This window comes from Brevibacillus fluminis (genome assembly GCF_052072235.1).
Classification (GTDB): Bacteria; Bacillota; Bacilli; order Brevibacillales; family Brevibacillaceae; genus Brevibacillus_D; species Brevibacillus_D fluminis_A.
In genome coordinates this window covers 5,165,352-5,182,628 of the sequence record NZ_CM125436.1, presented here as the reverse complement: position 1 = coordinate 5,182,628, position 17,277 = coordinate 5,165,352, and the positions used below count along the sequence as shown (strand labels likewise).

Here is a 17,277-nt window from a genome sequence, read left to right as displayed (position 1 = left end):
AAAAGCTGTCTCCGTTCTTGGTAAGGTTGAATGGCGGGAGGGCCGCCGGGCTATGTTTCCGACTGGATGCGCTTCGCCTCGGAATAGAGCGCCTGAATGAACTTTTTCATGTTGATCCGAATATCCGAGGACGGGGACGAGCCGCCATTTTTCAGCTCGGTCATCTTCTTCCATACATAGGTAAATTCAAAAAACTGCGATGCGTAATTTTCAAACTTCCAATTCGTCAGATCGCTGAGGCCGAGCGAAGCCAGATGGGTGAGCGACTGATAGATCGCCCGCCGTACCCGCTGCTCGGACGCCTTCACCGCTTTCGTCACGTTCGGGTCATCCGGCGACGATGCGCCCAGCCGCGCATGAGCGATATGCTCGAATATGTCCTTGAGGGCGGGAAAGCCGGTTTTGAACGTGTGCCGCTGCTCATGCTCATGCAAGTAATCCACGATGTCCAGCAGATCGTTGCTCCCGATGTCGCCTGCGATTCCCAATTCGGTTAACACAACTTGTCCTGCTTCCCGCAGCCCTTTCGTGGCAGGCGAGGGGGGCTGCCGCAGCGCTGATTGATCATGCTGGAGCACCGGGAAGAGCGATTTGTGGATGTCTTGAATCGACTTTTCCAGGCGGGCTTTCTCGATCACTTTTTGGATGATCGACACCACCTCGATGCGATTCACAGGCTTGATGATGTAATATTCGCTGCCGAGCGAATAGGCCTGCGCGATCAATTCTTTCGTTTCCACCTGCGAGATCATGATGATCTTTCCTTTAAAGGACGGTTTCAGCGCGCGGATTGTTTCAATGCCGTCCCGCTGCGGCATCAGCAAGTCGATGAGCAAAATATCGACGTTGCGCATCGCCAGCATCGGCCCGTCGATCATCGCGCCATCCTCCGCTTCGCCCACGACCTCGCCCAAATCACTGTCTTCGATGATTTCCGTCAGCATCATCCGAACGACTTCATCGTCATCCACAACAAAAAATCGCATCGTCTCACCCTTTCTCGCTTATCGATTCGATTGGCAGCCGTATGAGAAATGCCGCTCCCGCACCGTCAGTCCCATCCAGGAGGACAATCTCTCCCTTTTGTTCTTCGACCACTTCCTTCACATAGGACAGGCCGATGCCGGTAGAAGGAGCGCCGGCATAGTCGTATTTTGTCGTAAAGCCGGGCTTGAAAATGAGCTTTCGGCGCCGTGGCAAAACACCGGGGCCGTTGTCGCTGATCTTGAGCATCACGTGCTCGTCCTCTCTGGTTACGTATAGGGAAATCTCGCCGTCGTCCTGGATGGCTTCCACCGCGTTGGCAACCATGTTGTTGATCAGCGACAGCATGGTGAACACATGGTAGTGCGGATGCACGCCTTCGATCGAGACGGTAAAATGAATGGTTTTCCCCAACAAGGCAGCGTACTTTTCGTTCGAGCGGACGACGATGCCGGCCAGTTGGTGAATGTCCATGTAATCGGTCAGATTCTCATCGGAAATCAGCTTGCGCAGCCCGGCAAAAATACGCTGATTGTCTTTTTTGATCTCATGGACTTCTCCGGCGATGATCAGCGCCTGTTTGGCGAAGCGCTGGTCCTGTTCAAGCGATTGCAAGCCTTGATACAGCTCAAACGATTTGACTGTAATGGTCTCGGCGCTTTGCAGCGTTTTTTTCAGGTGAAGCGATTCCTCGTACAGATTGGAAATGAGCATCAGCATGTGCTCATTTTGCTTCCGCGTCTGTTTTTCCCGCGATTGCGCCTCGTACAGCTTGATCATGTTCAGGAAGCTCAGCACGACGAAACTGTGCGAGAGCGCGACCATGACCATTTCTTGCAGCGCTCCCCACGTGATAACGGTTGGGAAGAACACATATTGCGAAAGAAGCTCGATCAGGTCGGCCGCCACTTCAATGACCATGCCGACGCCCCCGATGATGAGCGTCCGGTTGTGAAACCGTTCCATTTTGATCACGGTAAACAAAAGGGAATACGTGAAATAAAAGAAGAAGCTGGAGTAATGCTCCAAAGCGGAGGCAGTCCAATCAAAATGACTCTGGGTCGTGCCGTCGATGAACATGCGGAAGAAGACCACAGCCATTCCGGTCAAAAATCCGGGCAATACGGCCGGCACACGTTGGAGCAACAGCAAAAAGAAGAAAAACGTGGGAGCGCCGAAGCTGATCCGAAACGTCTCATTCACCAGGTAAAATTTCCATTCCCCCGCCAAAGGGACGATGATCAGCATGAGGGCGACGATGTATCCATCTCTCTTTGTGTATGAATCAATGCGCAATCATTCCACATCCCGTTTGTTTCATTCTTTTCTATTCTTATCTGTAACACCGATCAGGAGCAAGAGGAGAAAAAAATTTGTGACCGCGTTTGAAACAATTTGTTGGATTTTGTTTTATTTTGTAGGGTGGATTTATTCTGTTCAATATATGTGTTTTAGGCTGTCTGGAAGCGCTTTCAGGCATTTGGAAAAAGAATGACTCACAAGATGGGGGGAAGAGCTTGATTCAAGAAGCAGTCATGGATGAGGGTGTTCCGGGGCTTTCCAGGGAGGATGTATTGCAGCGGTGGGTCGTCAAGCATCGGGCGATGGCCTCGCAAGGAAAAGCCGCCAGCTATATCCCGGCATTGGCGAAAGTAGATCCGATGCAGCTCGGCATCTGCATCATCGAACCGGGCGGCGCGATGATGACCGCAGGCGACTGGCAAGTGCCTTTCACGATGCAAAGCATTGCCAAGGTGGTCGGCTTTATCGCAGCCTGCTGCCATTGGGGCATCCCGTACGTTTTGGATCGGGTGGACGTCGAGCCGACGGGCGATGCGTTCAATTCCATCATACGCTTGGAAATGCACAAGCCGGGCAAGCCATTCAATCCGATGATCAATGCGGGAGCGATTACAGTCTCCTCGTTGCTGCCGGGAGGCTCGGCGGAAGAAAAACTGGGCTATTTGTACGGAATATTCCAAAAAGTAACAGAGACAAGGCCAGCCATCGATGAGGAAGTGTTCCAGTCCGAATGGATGAACGCGCACCGCAACCGGGCCTTGGCTCATTATTTGAAAGACACCGGCTTCCTGGCGTGCGAGGTGGAGGAGGCACTGGAAGTGTACTTGAAGCAGTGCTCGATCCAGGTCAACACGGAGCAGATCGCCATGATTGGATTGGTCCTGGCGCTCGACGGCTTTCATCCGCTGTCCCGCAAACAGGTTTTCCCGAAAGAAATCGCGAGACTGGCCAAAGCGCTGATGCTGACTTGCGGCATGTACGACGCTTCCGGCAAATTCGCGGCGAACGTCGGGCTTCCAGCCAAAAGCGGCGTATCCGGCGGCATCATGACACTGGTTCCCGCCAACCGCAGCAAGGAGGCATCCTTTCCCGACGGGTGCGGCATCGGCATTTTCGGACCCGCGATCGATGCGTGCGGGAACAGCGTCGCAGGCGTTTCCCTGTTAACGGAAATGGCACGGGAATGGGAGATCGGCATCTTTTGACGCAGGCGTTTTTCTTTACATTTCTAACCAAAAATCTTTGCTACGAGGTGACAGTATGCAACAATTTTTACTGGATGCAACAGGCGCGATTAACGATTTCATTTGGTCTTATGTGCTCATCTTCATGCTTGTTGTACTCGGTCTGATGTTTACGTTCAAGGGCAGATTTTTGCAAATCCGGATGATCCGCGACATGCTGGGCGCGATCCGCGAAGGGAAAAAAGGGACAGCAGGCGGTATTTCGCCGTTCCAGGCGTTCTGTATTTCCATGGCCGCACGCGTCGGCACGGGCAACATCACCGGGATCGCCATCGCGATCGCCTTGGGCGGCCCGGGTTCTGTCTTCTGGATGTGGCTGATCGCCATCATCGGTTCCGCGTCGAGCTTTGTGGAGAGCACGCTGGCGCAAATTTATAAGGTGAAAGACAATGGCGGGTTCCGCGGCGGCCCGGCCTACTATATGGAAAAAGGGCTGAACAAACGATGGATGGGCGCTCTGTTCGCGGTTTTGATCACGCTGTCCTTCGGTCTCGTCTTTAATGCGGTTCAGTCCAACACGATCACGATCGCATTCCAAAACTCGTTTGGCACCGACCGATTGATTCTGGGTCTGATCATGACGGTCGCTTTCGCCGCCATCATTTTCGGCGGGGTAAAACGCATCGCCAAATGGTCCGAGTACATCGTCATCGTGCTGGCGGTTTTGTACATCGGTATGGCACTGTTTATCGTGCTGATGAACATTACCAAAATGCCGGAAGTCATCGCACTGATCGTCAAAAATGCATTCGGCTTGGAGCAAATCGCTGGCGGTACGCTCGGCGCGGCTCTGATGAACGGGGTGAAGCGCGGCCTGTTCTCCAATGAAGCGGGTATGGGTAGTGCGCCAAACGCGGCAGCAACCGCGACGACCAGCCATCCAGTGAAGCAAGGTCTGATTCAAGCGTTCGGCGTATTGACCGACACGCTGGTGATTTGTACGAGCACGGCGTTCATCATCTTGCTGTCCGGCGCGTACAAGCAGCAAGGGTTGAGCGGCATCGAGCTGTCCCAGGCGGCGCTCAGCATTCATATCGGTTCCTGGGCATCCGCGTTCCTTGCCATCATGGTGTTCCTGTTTGCATTCAGCACGCTGATCGGCAACTACTATTACGGTGAAACGAACATCGAGTTTTTGAAAACGAACAAAACATGGCTCATGCTGTACCGTGTTTGCGTGTTGGCCATGGTGATGTTCGGGGCGGTGGCGAAAGTGCAGCTGGTTTGGGATTTGGCCGACCTGTTCATGGGCCTGATGGTAATCGTCAACCTGATCGCGATCTTCCTGCTGTCCAAAGTCGCGTTTGCAGCGCTGCACGATTATCAGCGTCAGAAAAAGGCGGGCAAAGACCCTGTCTTTTACAGCGACAGCATTCCAGGGGTGGATCAGCTGGAAGCGTGGGAGCCTTCGCCTTCCGTGATGAAAACGCAAAACGTGGGATAAGCCTTTGAAAAGAAGCCTGATGGGAAAGTCAGGCTTCTTTTTTTTCGTGCAGATTGCGCAAATAGCTGCGTTTTTCTGCATCGGGGGAAAGGTTGACGTTTGCGCGGTGGAGCGAGTGCCGGAGATTCAATTCCCTCGCATCGGACGGATGGCCGATTCCGAGGAAATCGCCAATGTGGTGGCATTCCTCGCCTCGCCGGGGTCCAGCTACATGACCGGATCGATTATTGCGGTTGACGGCGGGCTGACGTTGTAAGCAGCGAAACGTACACAATTCAAAGGAGCGGCGGACATTGTCTGCTGCTCTTTTTTCGTTGACCAATGCTCGGTATTGGTGTCATACTGTCATAAGACACTATGTATCTTACCTACATAACCATACATGTTACATGCAGGAGAGGGAGGCCGATCCACTTGCGCTTTACCATCGATGAAAAATTGTCGCTGCCGATCCATGTGCAGCTGAAGGAGCAGCTAAAAAGCTTGATCCAGCAAGGCTTGTATCAGCCGAATGACCAGCTGCCGAGCGTACGTGAGCTGGCGGGTTTTTTGCGGATCAACCGCAATACGGTGCAAAAGGCGTACACCGAGCTGGAGCAGGAGGGCTTTGCCGGGAGCCGGTGCGGCATCGGCATGTTCGTCGCTCCCGATGCAGCCGATAAATTCCACACGATGCAAGATGAGCTGCTCAATCAGACGATCTTGGCGCTGGATGCGCAAGGGATCAATATTCAGGAATTCGCCTTCGCGTTGCTCGCCCGTCATCAGGTGCGGTGCGCAGAGCGGGGAATGCGACCTGTCTTGCTGTTTGTTGAATGCACTGCATCCCAGGCGGCGGAGCTGGCAGGCGAGCTGGCGACAGAAACGGGCTATGTGGTGAAGCCGTGCGTGCTGCGCGACCTGTCCGCACAGGAGGCGAGCATCCGCAGCGGCGATTACGATCTGATCGTCACCACGTTTTTGCATGTGGAAGAGGTGGAGGACTACGTTGAAAAACTCGGGCTGGAGAAGCGGCTGCCTGTTGCGGCGTGCCTGCTGGAATCGAACATTCTTGCCATGAAACGGCTGCAAGGCTTGCCGAAAGGAAGCCGCGTGGGCATCGCTTGCGCAACATGGGAGGGAACCGGCAACATCCGCAAATCGATCATCCAATCGGGGCTGGATCATGTGGAGCTGGTTGAAGGAGCCGGGGAAGCGCCGGACACGCTGCCGCTCCTGCTGAACCAGACGGCATGCATCGTTTGCTCCAGCTATGTCGCCCCTTTGATTCAAGCCTTTTCGCCCACCATGCCCGTCATTATTGACGACCAGACACTTACGAAGCAATCGATCCGCCTGATCAGCCAGATGATAGAAGGAGGTGCGCGGACATGAGCCAACCAGCTGTTTTGAATCCGGCCAAATTTCCCCAATCTCAATGGCTTGCCGATGGGGCTGTGCTTTTGGTCGCGATTTTCTGGGGGTCGAGCTTTCTCGTTTCCAAGCAGGCGCTTGTCGTTTATCCCTTGTTTCTCTTTTTGTTCGTCCGGTTTTCGATCAGCTGTCTGTTGCTCATCCCGCTTTCCTGGCGGCAGCTGCGCCAAGCTTCCCGGGAAACGTGGCGGATCGGGGCGATATTCGGATCGTTTCTCTTTGGCATATTCGTGCTGGAGACGCTTGGGGTCATGTACACGTCCGCGACGAATGCGGGGTTCATCATCAGCCTGTGCGTCGTGCTCGTGCCGCTGATCGAAGGCATCATCCAGAAGCGCTTTCCCAGCAAGCTTTTGCTTGGAGCCGTGCTGCTGTCCGTCTTGGGGACGGGGCTATTGACGCTCAAGCAAGGCTATCATTTCAACACAGGCGATGTCTTGATCCTCGGGGCAGCGGTTACGCGCGCATGCTTCATGATTATGACGCAGCGGTTGACGCGCGGACGGCAGGTCGATTCCGGTGCACTGACCGTCGTACAGCTGGGCAGCGTGGCTGTGCTGGCGGGAGCGGTGTCATTCTTTTCCTACCCGATGGAAAATCTGCTGCCGCAAACGGGCACACTGTGGGTAGCATTGCTCTATTTGGCGCTGTTTTGCACCATCTATGCGTTTTATGTCCAGCTTTCCTTTATCCGGCGTACGTCACCGACCAGGGCGGGGGTGCTGCTCGGGACGGAGCCTCTGTTCGCGGCGCTGTTCGGCGTGGCGCTCGGCGGAGAGGTGCTGTCTGTTGCAGGCTGGATCGGCGGCTTCTGCATGGTCGCCGGCACGTTTATCGGACGGTATGCGGAAGAGAGGCGCAGCCGCAACCGGGCGACAGAAGCGCGAGACAAGAGGTGAACATATGGAAAATACCCCTTTTACCGTAGAGCGGCTGCTGCAGCTGCCCGTCTTTAAAGGTGCAAAGGTGATGGCGGGCCACGCGGGCGTCACGAATGAGATTTATTACATCGACAGCATGGAAATGCCGGATTTGACCGGATGGCTGCGCCCCAACGAGCTGATTTTGACGACGGGTTATTCGTTTCGCCACGAGCCGCTGATGCTGTGCCGTCTGCTCGACGAGATGCATCGCGTGGGCGGAACGGCGGTCGGGATCAAAACGCGGCGCGTCTTGCAGGAAGTACCGGCGGAAGCGCTGCAAAAAAGCAACTTGTACAACATCCCGCTGTTTGACATCCCGCTTGAAGTGCCGTTTATCGATATGACGCACACGGTGATGGACAAGATTTTGCAGCGGCAGGCGTACATGCTCCGCGAAGTGCGGGAGGTCAATCAGCAGTTCACCAACATGGTGCTCAACCGGCGGACGACAGAGCTGGTGGTGCTGGTCGGGCATCTGCTCTCGTGCGAGGCGGCTGTGCTGAATCAGGATGAGGAAGTCGAAAGCTGTACAGCGCGCTTTGTGTCGGCGGCGATCGTGGAAAAACGGCCGATCCAGGTGGGCAGCCGAGTGACCGGCTATCTGGCGATTACGCGAGCGCTGGCGGATTCCGAGCATTTTGAGCAAATGTGCCTCGATCATGCGATTACGGTGCTGGCGATCGAGTTTACTATTAGGCAATCGCAGCAGCTGCATCGGGAGCGCGAGCAGGAATCGTTTTTGGTCGAGCTGTTTTCCGGCTCCGCCCATCAGGAAGATTTGCTTCGCTACCGTGCCAAGCAGCTCGGCATCCCTGCAGGTACGCACCACTATGTGATCGTGATCCGCATTCACGGCAAAGGCGAGGAGATTGCGAAGCTGTACAGCCACTTTTTGCAAAAGGTCAACAAGCTGGGCGCATATGCGCGCAAAGGTGTGATCATCAACGACTCGCTGATCGTCCTGTGTGCCACCGCCCATAACGACGCGGAAAAGCAGAAGGAGGAGGTCAGCCATCTGCTGGCGGAGCTGACACAAAAGACGGAGGAGCTGGGCACTCATTTTCAGCTGTCTGTCGGGATCGGCGGCACGCGCGAACAGCTTGCCGACGTCCCGGCCAGCTGCAAGGAGGCGCAAAAAGCGATCGCGATCGGCCAGCATACGCTGCCCAAGCAGAAAGTGATCCATTTCCATGAGGTGCTGGTGGAGGATCTGCTGTTGGACGTAGCAGACCATCCGGTGCTGGCATCCTTGACCTCTATGCTGATTGAGCCGGTGGTCGCCTACGATAAGGAGTATAGTACCGAGCTTTTTGCGACGCTGGGAGCGTTTCTACGATCGGGGGGCAATACGAAGCGGGTGGCGGAGGAGCTGTTCATCCACCGCAATTCCGTGCTGTATCGGCTGGAACGGATCAGCGAGATTCTTCAGACCGATCTGAATGATGCGGAGGTGCGATTCCGCCTGGATGTAGCCATGCGCGCATGGAAAACGCGAGGCGCAGACGTGCATTCGATTCTGTGAACCGCGAAACCTTGATAGAATCAGCTGTTTGTGATCGTGCCCAAAAAGGGGCGCGATCTTTTGGGTCGCTTTCCATAGGGGGAAGCGGCTCGTTTTTGTTAAAGTGTAAATACACAGAATTTATATAAAGAAATGCAAATTTCGATTGGGGGCGTTGCAGCATGCGCGTATACAGAACCATTGGTTCTTTATTCGGTACAAAGGAAGCAGTCTTATGTTAAAGACTCTTGACCAAGCGTTGAAGCTCTTGCATTCTTTCACGCGGGAACGCCCGCAATGGGGCGTGCGCGAGTTGGCCGCCGAGATGCAGATGAGCCATACCGTTGCGTACCGTATGTTGGTTACGTTTACACGGCACGGCCTCTTGACGCAAGACCCTGAGACCAAGAAGTATCGACTGGGCCTGAAGGTGCTGGAATACGGGGGAATCATCCGCGACCAGCTTAACATCACAGACATCATCTACCCCGTTATGAAGGCGCTCTCAGACAAAACCGGCGAATCGATTTTTCTCACGTGGCTTGACGGTTCGGACGGCATTTGTACCGAGATTGTGGAAAGCAATCAGAGCATCAAGTATGCCTTGTCCGTAGGAAGCAGGACGCCGCTGTATGCCGGCGCATCCAACAAGGTGATCATGGCCTACATGCCGATCGATGTGATCAAGGCGATTTTGGAAAAAGGCTTGCAGCCAAAAACGCCCCATACGATCGCGAACCGGGAATCCCTCCTGCAGAACCTAGAGACAATAAAAAAAGCAGGATGGGCGTATTCCCAGGGCGAGTATACCGAGGACACATTCGGTGTGGCCATGCCGATTTTTGACAGCAGCGGGAAGCCGGTCGCTTCCTTGACGATCGCCGGCCCCACGTACCGGATGTCGGATGAAAAAGTGCCGGAGATGGTAGAAGCGCTCCGGAAGTCAATCGATAGCATTCATCAATTCGTACAGCAAATCATGTAAATGGGGGAGCAGCATATGGCAAAAGACAAAACACCAAGAGAAAAACATCCGTCCGTTTTTGAACCGTTCTCACTCATCCTGAACATTGTCCTGTCGGTATTCGGGGCAATCATCGGGATGCAGCTGATCACCTCGCTCGGGGTTACGCCGAGCACATCGATCATCGGGGCATTGGCAGCGATGCTGATCGCGCGCATTCCAATCGCCGCCCTGATGAAATTCAAGTCGGTCCACCGCCAAAACCTGGTACAGACCGCAATCTCTTCCGCAACGTTCGGCGCAGCGAACAGCTTGCTGATTCCAATTGGGATTCCGTTTGCGATGGGCAAGCCGGAGTTGATCGTGCCGATGTTGATCGGTGCGGCGCTCGCCATGTTCGTCGATTCCGCTTTGCTGTACAAGCTGTTTGATTCCAAAGTATTTCCTGCATCGGGGACATGGGCTCCGGGGGTTGCGACGGCGGAAGCGATCATCGCGGGCGATAAGGGCGGCAAGCGCGGCGCGCTGCTCGGGGTCGGGACCGTCATCGGTTTGATCGGCTCCTATTTCGGCATTTCGATGTCAGCGTTCGGGGTTGCCTTCATCGGGAACATTTTCGCCCTGGCGATGTTCGGTATCGGGCTTTTGCTCCGCCAATATTCGATTCCGCTTTTCTCCGTGGACGTGAACAAACTGTTCATCCCGCACGGTTTCATGATCGGTGCAGGGGTTGTGGCCTTGTTCCAGGTCGCTTTCGTAATTTTCAAAAAGAAAAAACCGGCAGCAGCAGGTGCAGTCGCAGCCGAGGAAACGTATACGCAAGATGATAAAACCACGTCCCGCGTGCTCGGACTTGGCTTTATCGCCTACCTGGTCGTAGCCTTGATCGTGGCGATCGCAGGCGGGATCATCACACAGATGTCGGTTGGCATGTTTATCGGCTTCCTGATTTTTGCCGCATTCGCCGCTTATGTGCATGAACTGATCGTCGGGATTGCCGCGATGCACTCCGGCTGGTTCCCGGCATTCGCAGTCGCCTTGATCACCTTGATCGTCGGCATGATGATCGGCTTCCCGCCGGTCGCGCTCGGTTTGCTTGTCGGCTTCAGCGCAGCAACCGGACCTGCTTTTGCCGATATGGGCTACGATTTGAAAACCGGTTATATCCTGCGCGGCAACGGCCGCGACCGCGAGATGGAGCTGCAAGGCCGCAAAGAGCAGTACATCACCGGTATGATCGCTTTTGGCGTGGCGCTGTTGACCGTCTTGTTCACGTATAAAGGATTTTTTGCACAAAACCTGGTGCCACCGGTCGACAAGGTGTATGCATCGACCATCGAGGCAGGCGCTTCCCCTGAAATTGCCAAGCAGTTGTTGTTGTGGGCGATTCCGGGCGCGATTCTGCAGCTCATCGGCGGGGCGAACCGCCAGCTGGGCGTCATGTTCGCAACCGGTCTGCTGATCCTCAACCCGAATGCGGGCTGGGCCGTCCTCGCTGGTATTCTGATCCGCGTAGTGGCCCTGAAGGTGAAAGGCAAAGACGCGGAAAGCACGCTGAGCATTCTCGCCGCCGGCTTTATCGCCGGGGATGCAATCTACAGTTTCTTCAGCTCCGTGTTCAAATTTGCGAAGAAATAAAGACAACCTGGAGGAGAAACCGCTATGGCTAAAATGACGTTGACCAAAGAAATGATGGAGGCAGCTGTCTTCGGAGGCGCCGTACTCGGCGGAGGCGGAGGCGGCTGGATTGAGGAAGGTCTGGAAACAGGGCGGCTTGCGTTGGAAGTCGGCGCGCCGCAGCTGTATACCGCAGACGAGATGGACGATCACGATCTGCTCGCAACCGTCGCGCTGGTCGGCGCGCCAGCCGCGAAAGAGCAATACACCAAGCCGATGCATTATGTGCGGGCGCTGCAGTTGCTGGAAAAGCTCGTCTCACAGCCGATCCGCGGCATCATCACCAATGAAAACGGCGCTGGCACGACGGTAAACGGCTGGTTCCAGGCAGCTGTGACCGGATTGCCCGTCATCGATGTTCCCTGCAACGGCCGTGCGCATCCAACCGGCGTGATGGGGGCGATGAACCTGCATGAGCGCGATGGCTACATTTCGCACCAAACCGCAGTCGGCGGGAGGGACGAGCGTTACCACGAGGTGAGCATCAGCGCCAAGCTGCAGCAGGCGGCAGCGCTGGTGCGGAAAGTGTCCGTGGAAGCAGGCGGACTGGTCGTCGTGGCGCGCAATCCGATCACGGTCGGCTATGCCCGTGAAAACGGGGCGCCTGGCGCGATCAGCCAAGCGATTGAGGTCGGACGCGCATTGCTCGGCTCCAAAGGCGAATCCGCGATCGAGGCCGTTTGCCAAAAGCTTGGCGGACGGATCGTCACGGCAGGCACCGTCGACGAGTTCACACTGGAAACCACCGGCGGCTTCGATGTCGGCCGCGTCGTCATCGCGGGGCACGAAATGACGTTCTGGAACGAATATATGACGCTCGAGCAAAACGGCCAGCGTCTGGGAACGTTCCCGGATCTGATCATGACGCTCGATGCCAAAACGGCGAGACCAGTCGTATCCGCCGCTATTGAAAAAGGGCAGCAGCTGGCTGTCATCCACGTGCCGAAGGAAAATCTGATCTTGAGCGCCACCATGCGTAACCCCGAGCTGATGACCTCAGTGGAAGCCGCTGTAGGGAAACAAATCTTGCCATACATCTTCGCGTAAACAGAGGGAGGAACCAAATCATGTCGTTGAAACAAACCATTACCGTATTTGAAACCATGGACAGTGCATACGTGAACGGGGAAACCATCAAAGCATTGTTTGCAGAATATCCGCAAGTAACCGTTACAGTACAAACCGTCCCAGGCGAACAATGCAAAACCGATTTCGTCAAAATCGTCATCCCGGGCAAAAAGGGCAAATCCACAGGCGGAACCGCGCCAACCTTTGGAATCATCGGACGCTTGGGCGGAATCGGCGCGCGTCCGAGCCGGATCGGGATGGTATCCGATGCGGACGGAGCAGTTGCAGCGGTCGCGAGCGCACTCAAGCTCGCGGACATGCAAAAAAACGGCGATGTGCTGGCAGGCGATGTGATCGTTAGCACGCACATTTGTCCGGATGCACCGACACAACCGCATGAGCCGGTCGATTTCATGGGCTCCCCGGTTGGTATCCTGACAATGAACAAGCATGAGGTCATCCCGGAAATGGAAGCGATCCTTTCTATCGATACGACAAAAGGCAACCGCGTGATCAACCACAAGGGCATCGCGATCTCCCCGACCGTGAAGGAAGGGTACATCCTGCGCGTCAGCGAAGATTTGCTGCGCATCATGGAAATGACGACCGGCGCTTTGCCGGTGACGTTCCCGATCACCATGCAGGACATCACGCCGTACGGCAACGACCTGTTCCACATCAACAGCATTTTGCAGCCGTCGGTTGCCACCGATGCCCCGGTCGTGGGCGTCGCGATCACCGCGCAATCCGCTGTTCCGGGCTGCGGCACAGGGGCAAGCCACGAAACCGACATCGCGCTTGCGGTCAAATTTGCGGTTGAAGTAGCGAAAGAATACACCAATGGCGTCACCAAATTTTACGATGAGGCCGAGTTCGCGCACATTACAGCCCGCTACGGCTCCATGAAAATTTTGCAAACCATGGGCAACGTGTAAGAGCAGGAAACGAAACGGGCAAAAGACAGGGAGGGGTACGATTCTCCCTGTTCTTTTCCTGAGCTGAATAGACAAAAAATTCTCGTGAAATCGGAAACGAAAGCTGCGCTTACGCGAAAAGGCATAAGCGTCATGGGGGATGAATGGGGCATGAGACAACTAGGCATGATTACGATTGGGCAAGCGCCGCGCACAGACGTCGCGCCGATTGTGGAAAAGTATCTCGAAAACCGCGCCGTGCTGGTGCAGGCAGGCGTGCTGGACGGCATGACGCTGGCTGAGATCAATGCGAATCTGGCGCCGGGGCCGGGCGACTATGTGCTGACATCCCGGCTGGTGACCGGCGAGTCGGCCGTGATGGCGCGCGAGCGGATCCAGCCGATTTTGCAGCGCAAGATCAACGAGTTCGAAGAACGGGGCATCACGAACATTTTGCTGTTATGCACGGGCGTTTTCCCTGGTCTGCGCGCCGAGCAATCGTTTCTCATCGAGCCGGATCATGTGATTCCACCTGTCGTCGCGACGATGGCGAAAGGGCGCAAGCTCGGCGTTATCGTCCCGCTGCCGGAGCAGGTGGATGCGCTCCGCGATAAATATTCGCCGCATGGACTTGACCCGGTGTTCGCTGTTGCTTCACCATATAAGCATGACCTGCAAGCGTATCAGACGGCCGCCAGCCAATTGAAGGGCGAGGTCGACCTCATCCTCCTCGATTGCATGGGCTATACGGAAGAGGCGCGCCAATTGGTAGCCGATTTGACTGGCCTGCCCGTCATATTGTCGAATGCCATCATGGCCAAAATCGTTTCGGAAATGATCTAACACACAAAGGAATGATGAACGTGTCAGTAACCACAGTCAGCAAAGGACTTCTCGTCCAATGCCTCGGATTGAAACAAGGAGAGCGCTTCCTCGTGGTAGCGGATGATGTGAAGAAGGCGCTTGGTGAAGCGGTATGGCAAGCAGGCCGGGAGCTGGGCGCGGAAGCGATGCTCATGGTCATGCAGGAACGTGAAAGGTCCGGGCAAGAGCCGCCGACAGCCGTAAGCGAAGCGATGAAAAACGCGGATGTGGTCATCTGCATCACCGAACATTCGCTCACCCATACGAAGGCGCGCAAGGAAGCCGCCGCCGCAGGCGTGCGCCTCGCCACCATGCCGGGCATCACGGAGGACATGTTCCTTGAGGGCGCGGTTGCCGCCGATTATACAAAAGTAAAAGCATTGACGGAAAAAGTGACCCAGCTGCTCTCGGACGCGCAGCGCGTGCGCATCGAAAAAGACGGAAAATCATTCTCCTTCTCCATCGAGAGCCGCCCGGGCGTACCGAGCACAGGCGTCTACCTCAATCCAGGCGAGTCCGGCAACCTGCCGTCCGGCGAAGCGTACATCGCACCGGTCGAAGGCTCGGCCGAAGGAGAAATCTTCATCGATGGCTCCATCTCCGGCATCGGCAAAGTGGATGAGCCCGTGCTTTTGACGGTGAAAGAAGGCCGCATCGTGGCGACAACAGGTGCAGACGGCGACAAGCTGCTGCAAATCCTCGGCACCGGCGACGGCCGCATGCTGGGCGAGTTCGGCATCGGCACCAATGACAAAGCCCGCATCACCGGCGTCGTGCTGGAGGATGAAAAAGTGTACGGCACAATCCACGTTGCATTCGGCAGCAACAACACGTTCGGCGGCACGATCGCCGCAGGCGTGCATATCGACTGCGTGGTGAAAAGTCCGGACGTGTATCTGGATGATAAAAAGATCATGGAAAAAGGGAACCTGCTGGTGTAAGGCAGGATAACGGGAAAACAAGAAAACAAGCTGACGCCTTGGATGGGTGTCGGTTTGTTTTTTTTTTTGTGAGAATTGGTGGTGAAGAATGTTTTAGTTTACATTTATATGAAAATTTGTAATCCTTCTTCCAGGTGTACAAAAATGGCTGGAAGCTCGGAAAAGGAAGCGGCAATGAACTTGTTGGTGAGAAAGAAGTAACCGAGTATTTGAATAAGTTGACGGACTTGAAAAATGCTCCAGCTTATGAAGTGCAAGAAGAATTGGGCGATTACTACGAGAATTTGGGGGACGTCACAGGCGAGCCGCAATGGAAGCGACTTGTCACAAACAGCGTCTGGAGTACCGATCTTGTCGCCAGTTATAACAACTATAAAAAATTGATTCTTTCAGGCTCTTCCGAGGATCACCAGCTGGTCGATCAACTTCTTGGACAAAAGGCTGCGAACTGGGAGGAGATTCCTCAGCTGAATAACTATGCAGAGGCAAAGTCTGAATTTGATCAAGCACTCAAGGACGCAGAGATAAGCTTTGAGACACATATCACATAGTTTTTCCTGAATAATCCGCAGGGAGAAAAATATATGAAGTTGTTTAATGAACAGAATGACAAATACACAAGTTTCCAATACCATAACATTGACTCACCAATGAAAGTGAATTATCTAGGACCAAGAGATGGAAAGCACCAATATTATATTGTTTCAACGGATAAAGATATTTCGAAATCAATGCTAGAGTAGTAAGTAAGGGGGGAATTTATATGAGCGATCATTTTGGCTCGCTTTTTACGGGATGCCGGATCGATATTATCGAGAGAAAGCGATGGGGGGATTTGGTAGCCAGGTATCTATTTTCTTTACCGGAAGAAGTACGTCCGTTGCTTACAAGATCGCCAATGCGTAAAAGCGGTGAAACAATAACAAATACCATTCCAATTACACAATACTCGGACGTTCTTTATGCAGAATTGAGAAACCCTTCTTTTAATAGCGCTCATACTTTCGATAAATTAGCATCTTATATCATCGAAGATAACAGGTCTTTGTACATTTCTGCAGGATCAGAAAAAAATGAGAGTTTCACGCTTGATATAAATGGAGATTATTTTGAATGCAAGACAGACCTGTTTATCCAATTATTTCGGCAAGCATGGCATTTATTCGATTTTGATTATGGATGTATAAGAGGAATCGTAAAATACGCTACTCTTGATAACTACAAAAAAAATCTTTCACCTGACTGGCTATTTCAAAATGGTTTTTATGAGAACTGGGCGATCGCCATCAGCCCGATTTTAATCGAATCATTCGGTGGACGTGAACACCTTCTCGCCCTCCCTGCTCAATTTCCGGGATGGGCTGTCGAAGAACTTCCGCATGGAGGGCTGTTTATTTACGATCCAACAAAGCCAATGATGGAAACCTTTACATCCAAAGACGTGTCAATGCGTCACGAACTGATGAAATACGTTGGCGAGCAATGGTTTGATGGAGAAACGGTATTACCCACATCTAATAAAGCAATGGAATTGCGGAAAAGGTACGGGGAAGCCATTGTTGAGAACGCCAGTATGGCAAAAGTACGATACAGAATCAGAAGGGAAAATCCCAACTACCACCAAGAAACCCTCCACCAACGCCAGGCAGCCCTCGCCGCCATCCCGACACGCCTGCCTGAACTGATCGCCAATCCCGTCTATGACGAGGCCGAACTGCACCAAATCGAAGCCTGGGCCAAAGCCCGCAATTTATACAACACAGACCCGGAGGACATGTCAGCCTACTACCATCCCGACATCGATCTGGTCGGCTACTACTACGGCGAGTGGCTGCGGAAGCGATTGGGGGGCGAGTGGGCGGTGGATTTTGAGGACATTGAACTGCCGGAGTGGCAAATCAAGTTGGCTGGTGAAACCGAGCCATTCCGCCGCAGGCTGTACCCGATAGACGAGGTGCGGATTGTGATGCTCGTCGACCCGGAGCGGTCGCTGTTGAAAGAAGCGAACGCGATGATTCGGACGATGGGAGAGAACTGA

16 protein-coding genes are annotated in these 17,277 nt (G+C 54.2%); 14 read left to right on the top strand and 2 right to left on the bottom strand.

The genetic code is table 11. The features are described 5' to 3' along the window. Positions 1-50: 50 nt before the first annotated feature. Together ACTID9_RS25425 and ACTID9_RS25420 are read right to left on the bottom strand one after the other, a co-directional pair. Complete coding sequence (locus ACTID9_RS25425) at positions 51-986, bottom strand: response regulator (RefSeq protein ID WP_441067904.1); 936 nt, start codon at positions 984-986, stop codon at positions 51-53. Between the two features lie 4 nt (positions 987-990). Further along, positions 991-2,232, bottom strand: a complete 1,242-nt coding sequence (locus ACTID9_RS25420; protein ID WP_441072734.1) for an ATP-binding protein — start codon at positions 2,230-2,232, stop codon at positions 991-993. A 287-nt stretch (positions 2,233-2,519) separates the two neighbouring features. On the opposite strand from ACTID9_RS25420, the gene ACTID9_RS25415 reads away from it, so the two are divergent. From ACTID9_RS25415 to ACTID9_RS25350, 14 genes are all read left to right on the top strand, one after another. Further along, entirely contained in the window at positions 2,520-3,491 is a 972-nt protein-coding gene (locus tag ACTID9_RS25415; RefSeq protein WP_441072733.1) for a glutaminase, read from the top strand. 55 nt (positions 3,492-3,546) lie between these two features. After that, positions 3,547-4,974 carry an alanine/glycine:cation symporter family protein gene (locus tag ACTID9_RS25410; protein WP_441067902.1) on the top strand — a complete coding sequence of 476 codons (1,428 nt, stop codon included), beginning with the start codon at positions 3,547-3,549 and terminating at the stop codon, positions 4,972-4,974. 4 nt (positions 4,975-4,978) lie between these two features. Further along, positions 4,979-5,230, top strand: coding sequence for an SDR family oxidoreductase (locus ACTID9_RS25405; RefSeq protein WP_441067900.1), 252 nt, complete (start codon positions 4,979-4,981; stop codon positions 5,228-5,230). 158 nt (positions 5,231-5,388) lie between these two features. Next, complete coding sequence (locus ACTID9_RS25400; protein WP_441067898.1) at positions 5,389-6,348, top strand: GntR family transcriptional regulator; 960 nt, start codon at positions 5,389-5,391, stop codon at positions 6,346-6,348. Then, a complete protein-coding gene (locus tag ACTID9_RS25395) occupies positions 6,345-7,286 on the top strand; it encodes a DMT family transporter (RefSeq protein ID WP_441067896.1) in 942 nt (313 codons plus the stop codon). Before ACTID9_RS25400 ends, ACTID9_RS25395 begins: the two co-directional genes overlap by 4 nt. Before the next feature lie 4 nt (positions 7,287-7,290). Continuing rightward, positions 7,291-8,832, top strand: a complete 1,542-nt coding sequence (locus tag ACTID9_RS25390; RefSeq protein WP_441067894.1) for a PucR family transcriptional regulator — start codon at positions 7,291-7,293, stop codon at positions 8,830-8,832. A gap of 214 nt (positions 8,833-9,046) precedes the next feature. Then, positions 9,047-9,796, top strand: a complete 750-nt coding sequence (locus ACTID9_RS25385; protein WP_441067892.1) for an IclR family transcriptional regulator — start codon at positions 9,047-9,049, stop codon at positions 9,794-9,796. A 15-nt stretch (positions 9,797-9,811) separates the two neighbouring features. Further along, positions 9,812-11,413: an OPT/YSL family transporter gene (locus tag ACTID9_RS25380; RefSeq protein WP_441067890.1), complete on the top strand. Its 1,602-nt coding sequence runs from the start codon at positions 9,812-9,814 to the stop codon at positions 11,411-11,413. A 24-nt stretch (positions 11,414-11,437) separates the two neighbouring features. After that, positions 11,438-12,499 (top strand): DUF917 domain-containing protein, encoded by a 1,062-nt coding sequence (locus ACTID9_RS25375; RefSeq protein WP_441067888.1) that lies wholly within the window; start codon positions 11,438-11,440, stop codon positions 12,497-12,499. 20 nt (positions 12,500-12,519) lie between these two features. Beyond that, positions 12,520-13,455, top strand: coding sequence for a DUF1177 domain-containing protein (locus ACTID9_RS25370; protein ID WP_441067886.1), 936 nt, complete (start codon positions 12,520-12,522; stop codon positions 13,453-13,455). A 150-nt stretch (positions 13,456-13,605) separates the two neighbouring features. After that, positions 13,606-14,277, top strand: coding sequence for an AroM family protein (locus tag ACTID9_RS25365; protein ID WP_441067884.1), 672 nt, complete (start codon positions 13,606-13,608; stop codon positions 14,275-14,277). A gap of 14 nt (positions 14,278-14,291) precedes the next feature. Beyond that, a complete protein-coding gene (locus ACTID9_RS25360; protein ID WP_441072732.1) occupies positions 14,292-15,239 on the top strand; it encodes an aminopeptidase in 948 nt (315 codons plus the stop codon). A gap of 134 nt (positions 15,240-15,373) precedes the next feature. Next, a complete protein-coding gene (locus ACTID9_RS25355; RefSeq protein ID WP_441067882.1) occupies positions 15,374-15,790 on the top strand; it encodes a hypothetical protein in 417 nt (138 codons plus the stop codon). A gap of 212 nt (positions 15,791-16,002) precedes the next feature. Continuing rightward, positions 16,003-17,277 carry a hypothetical protein gene (locus ACTID9_RS25350; RefSeq protein WP_441067880.1) on the top strand — a complete coding sequence of 425 codons (1,275 nt, stop codon included), beginning with the start codon at positions 16,003-16,005 and terminating at the stop codon, positions 17,275-17,277.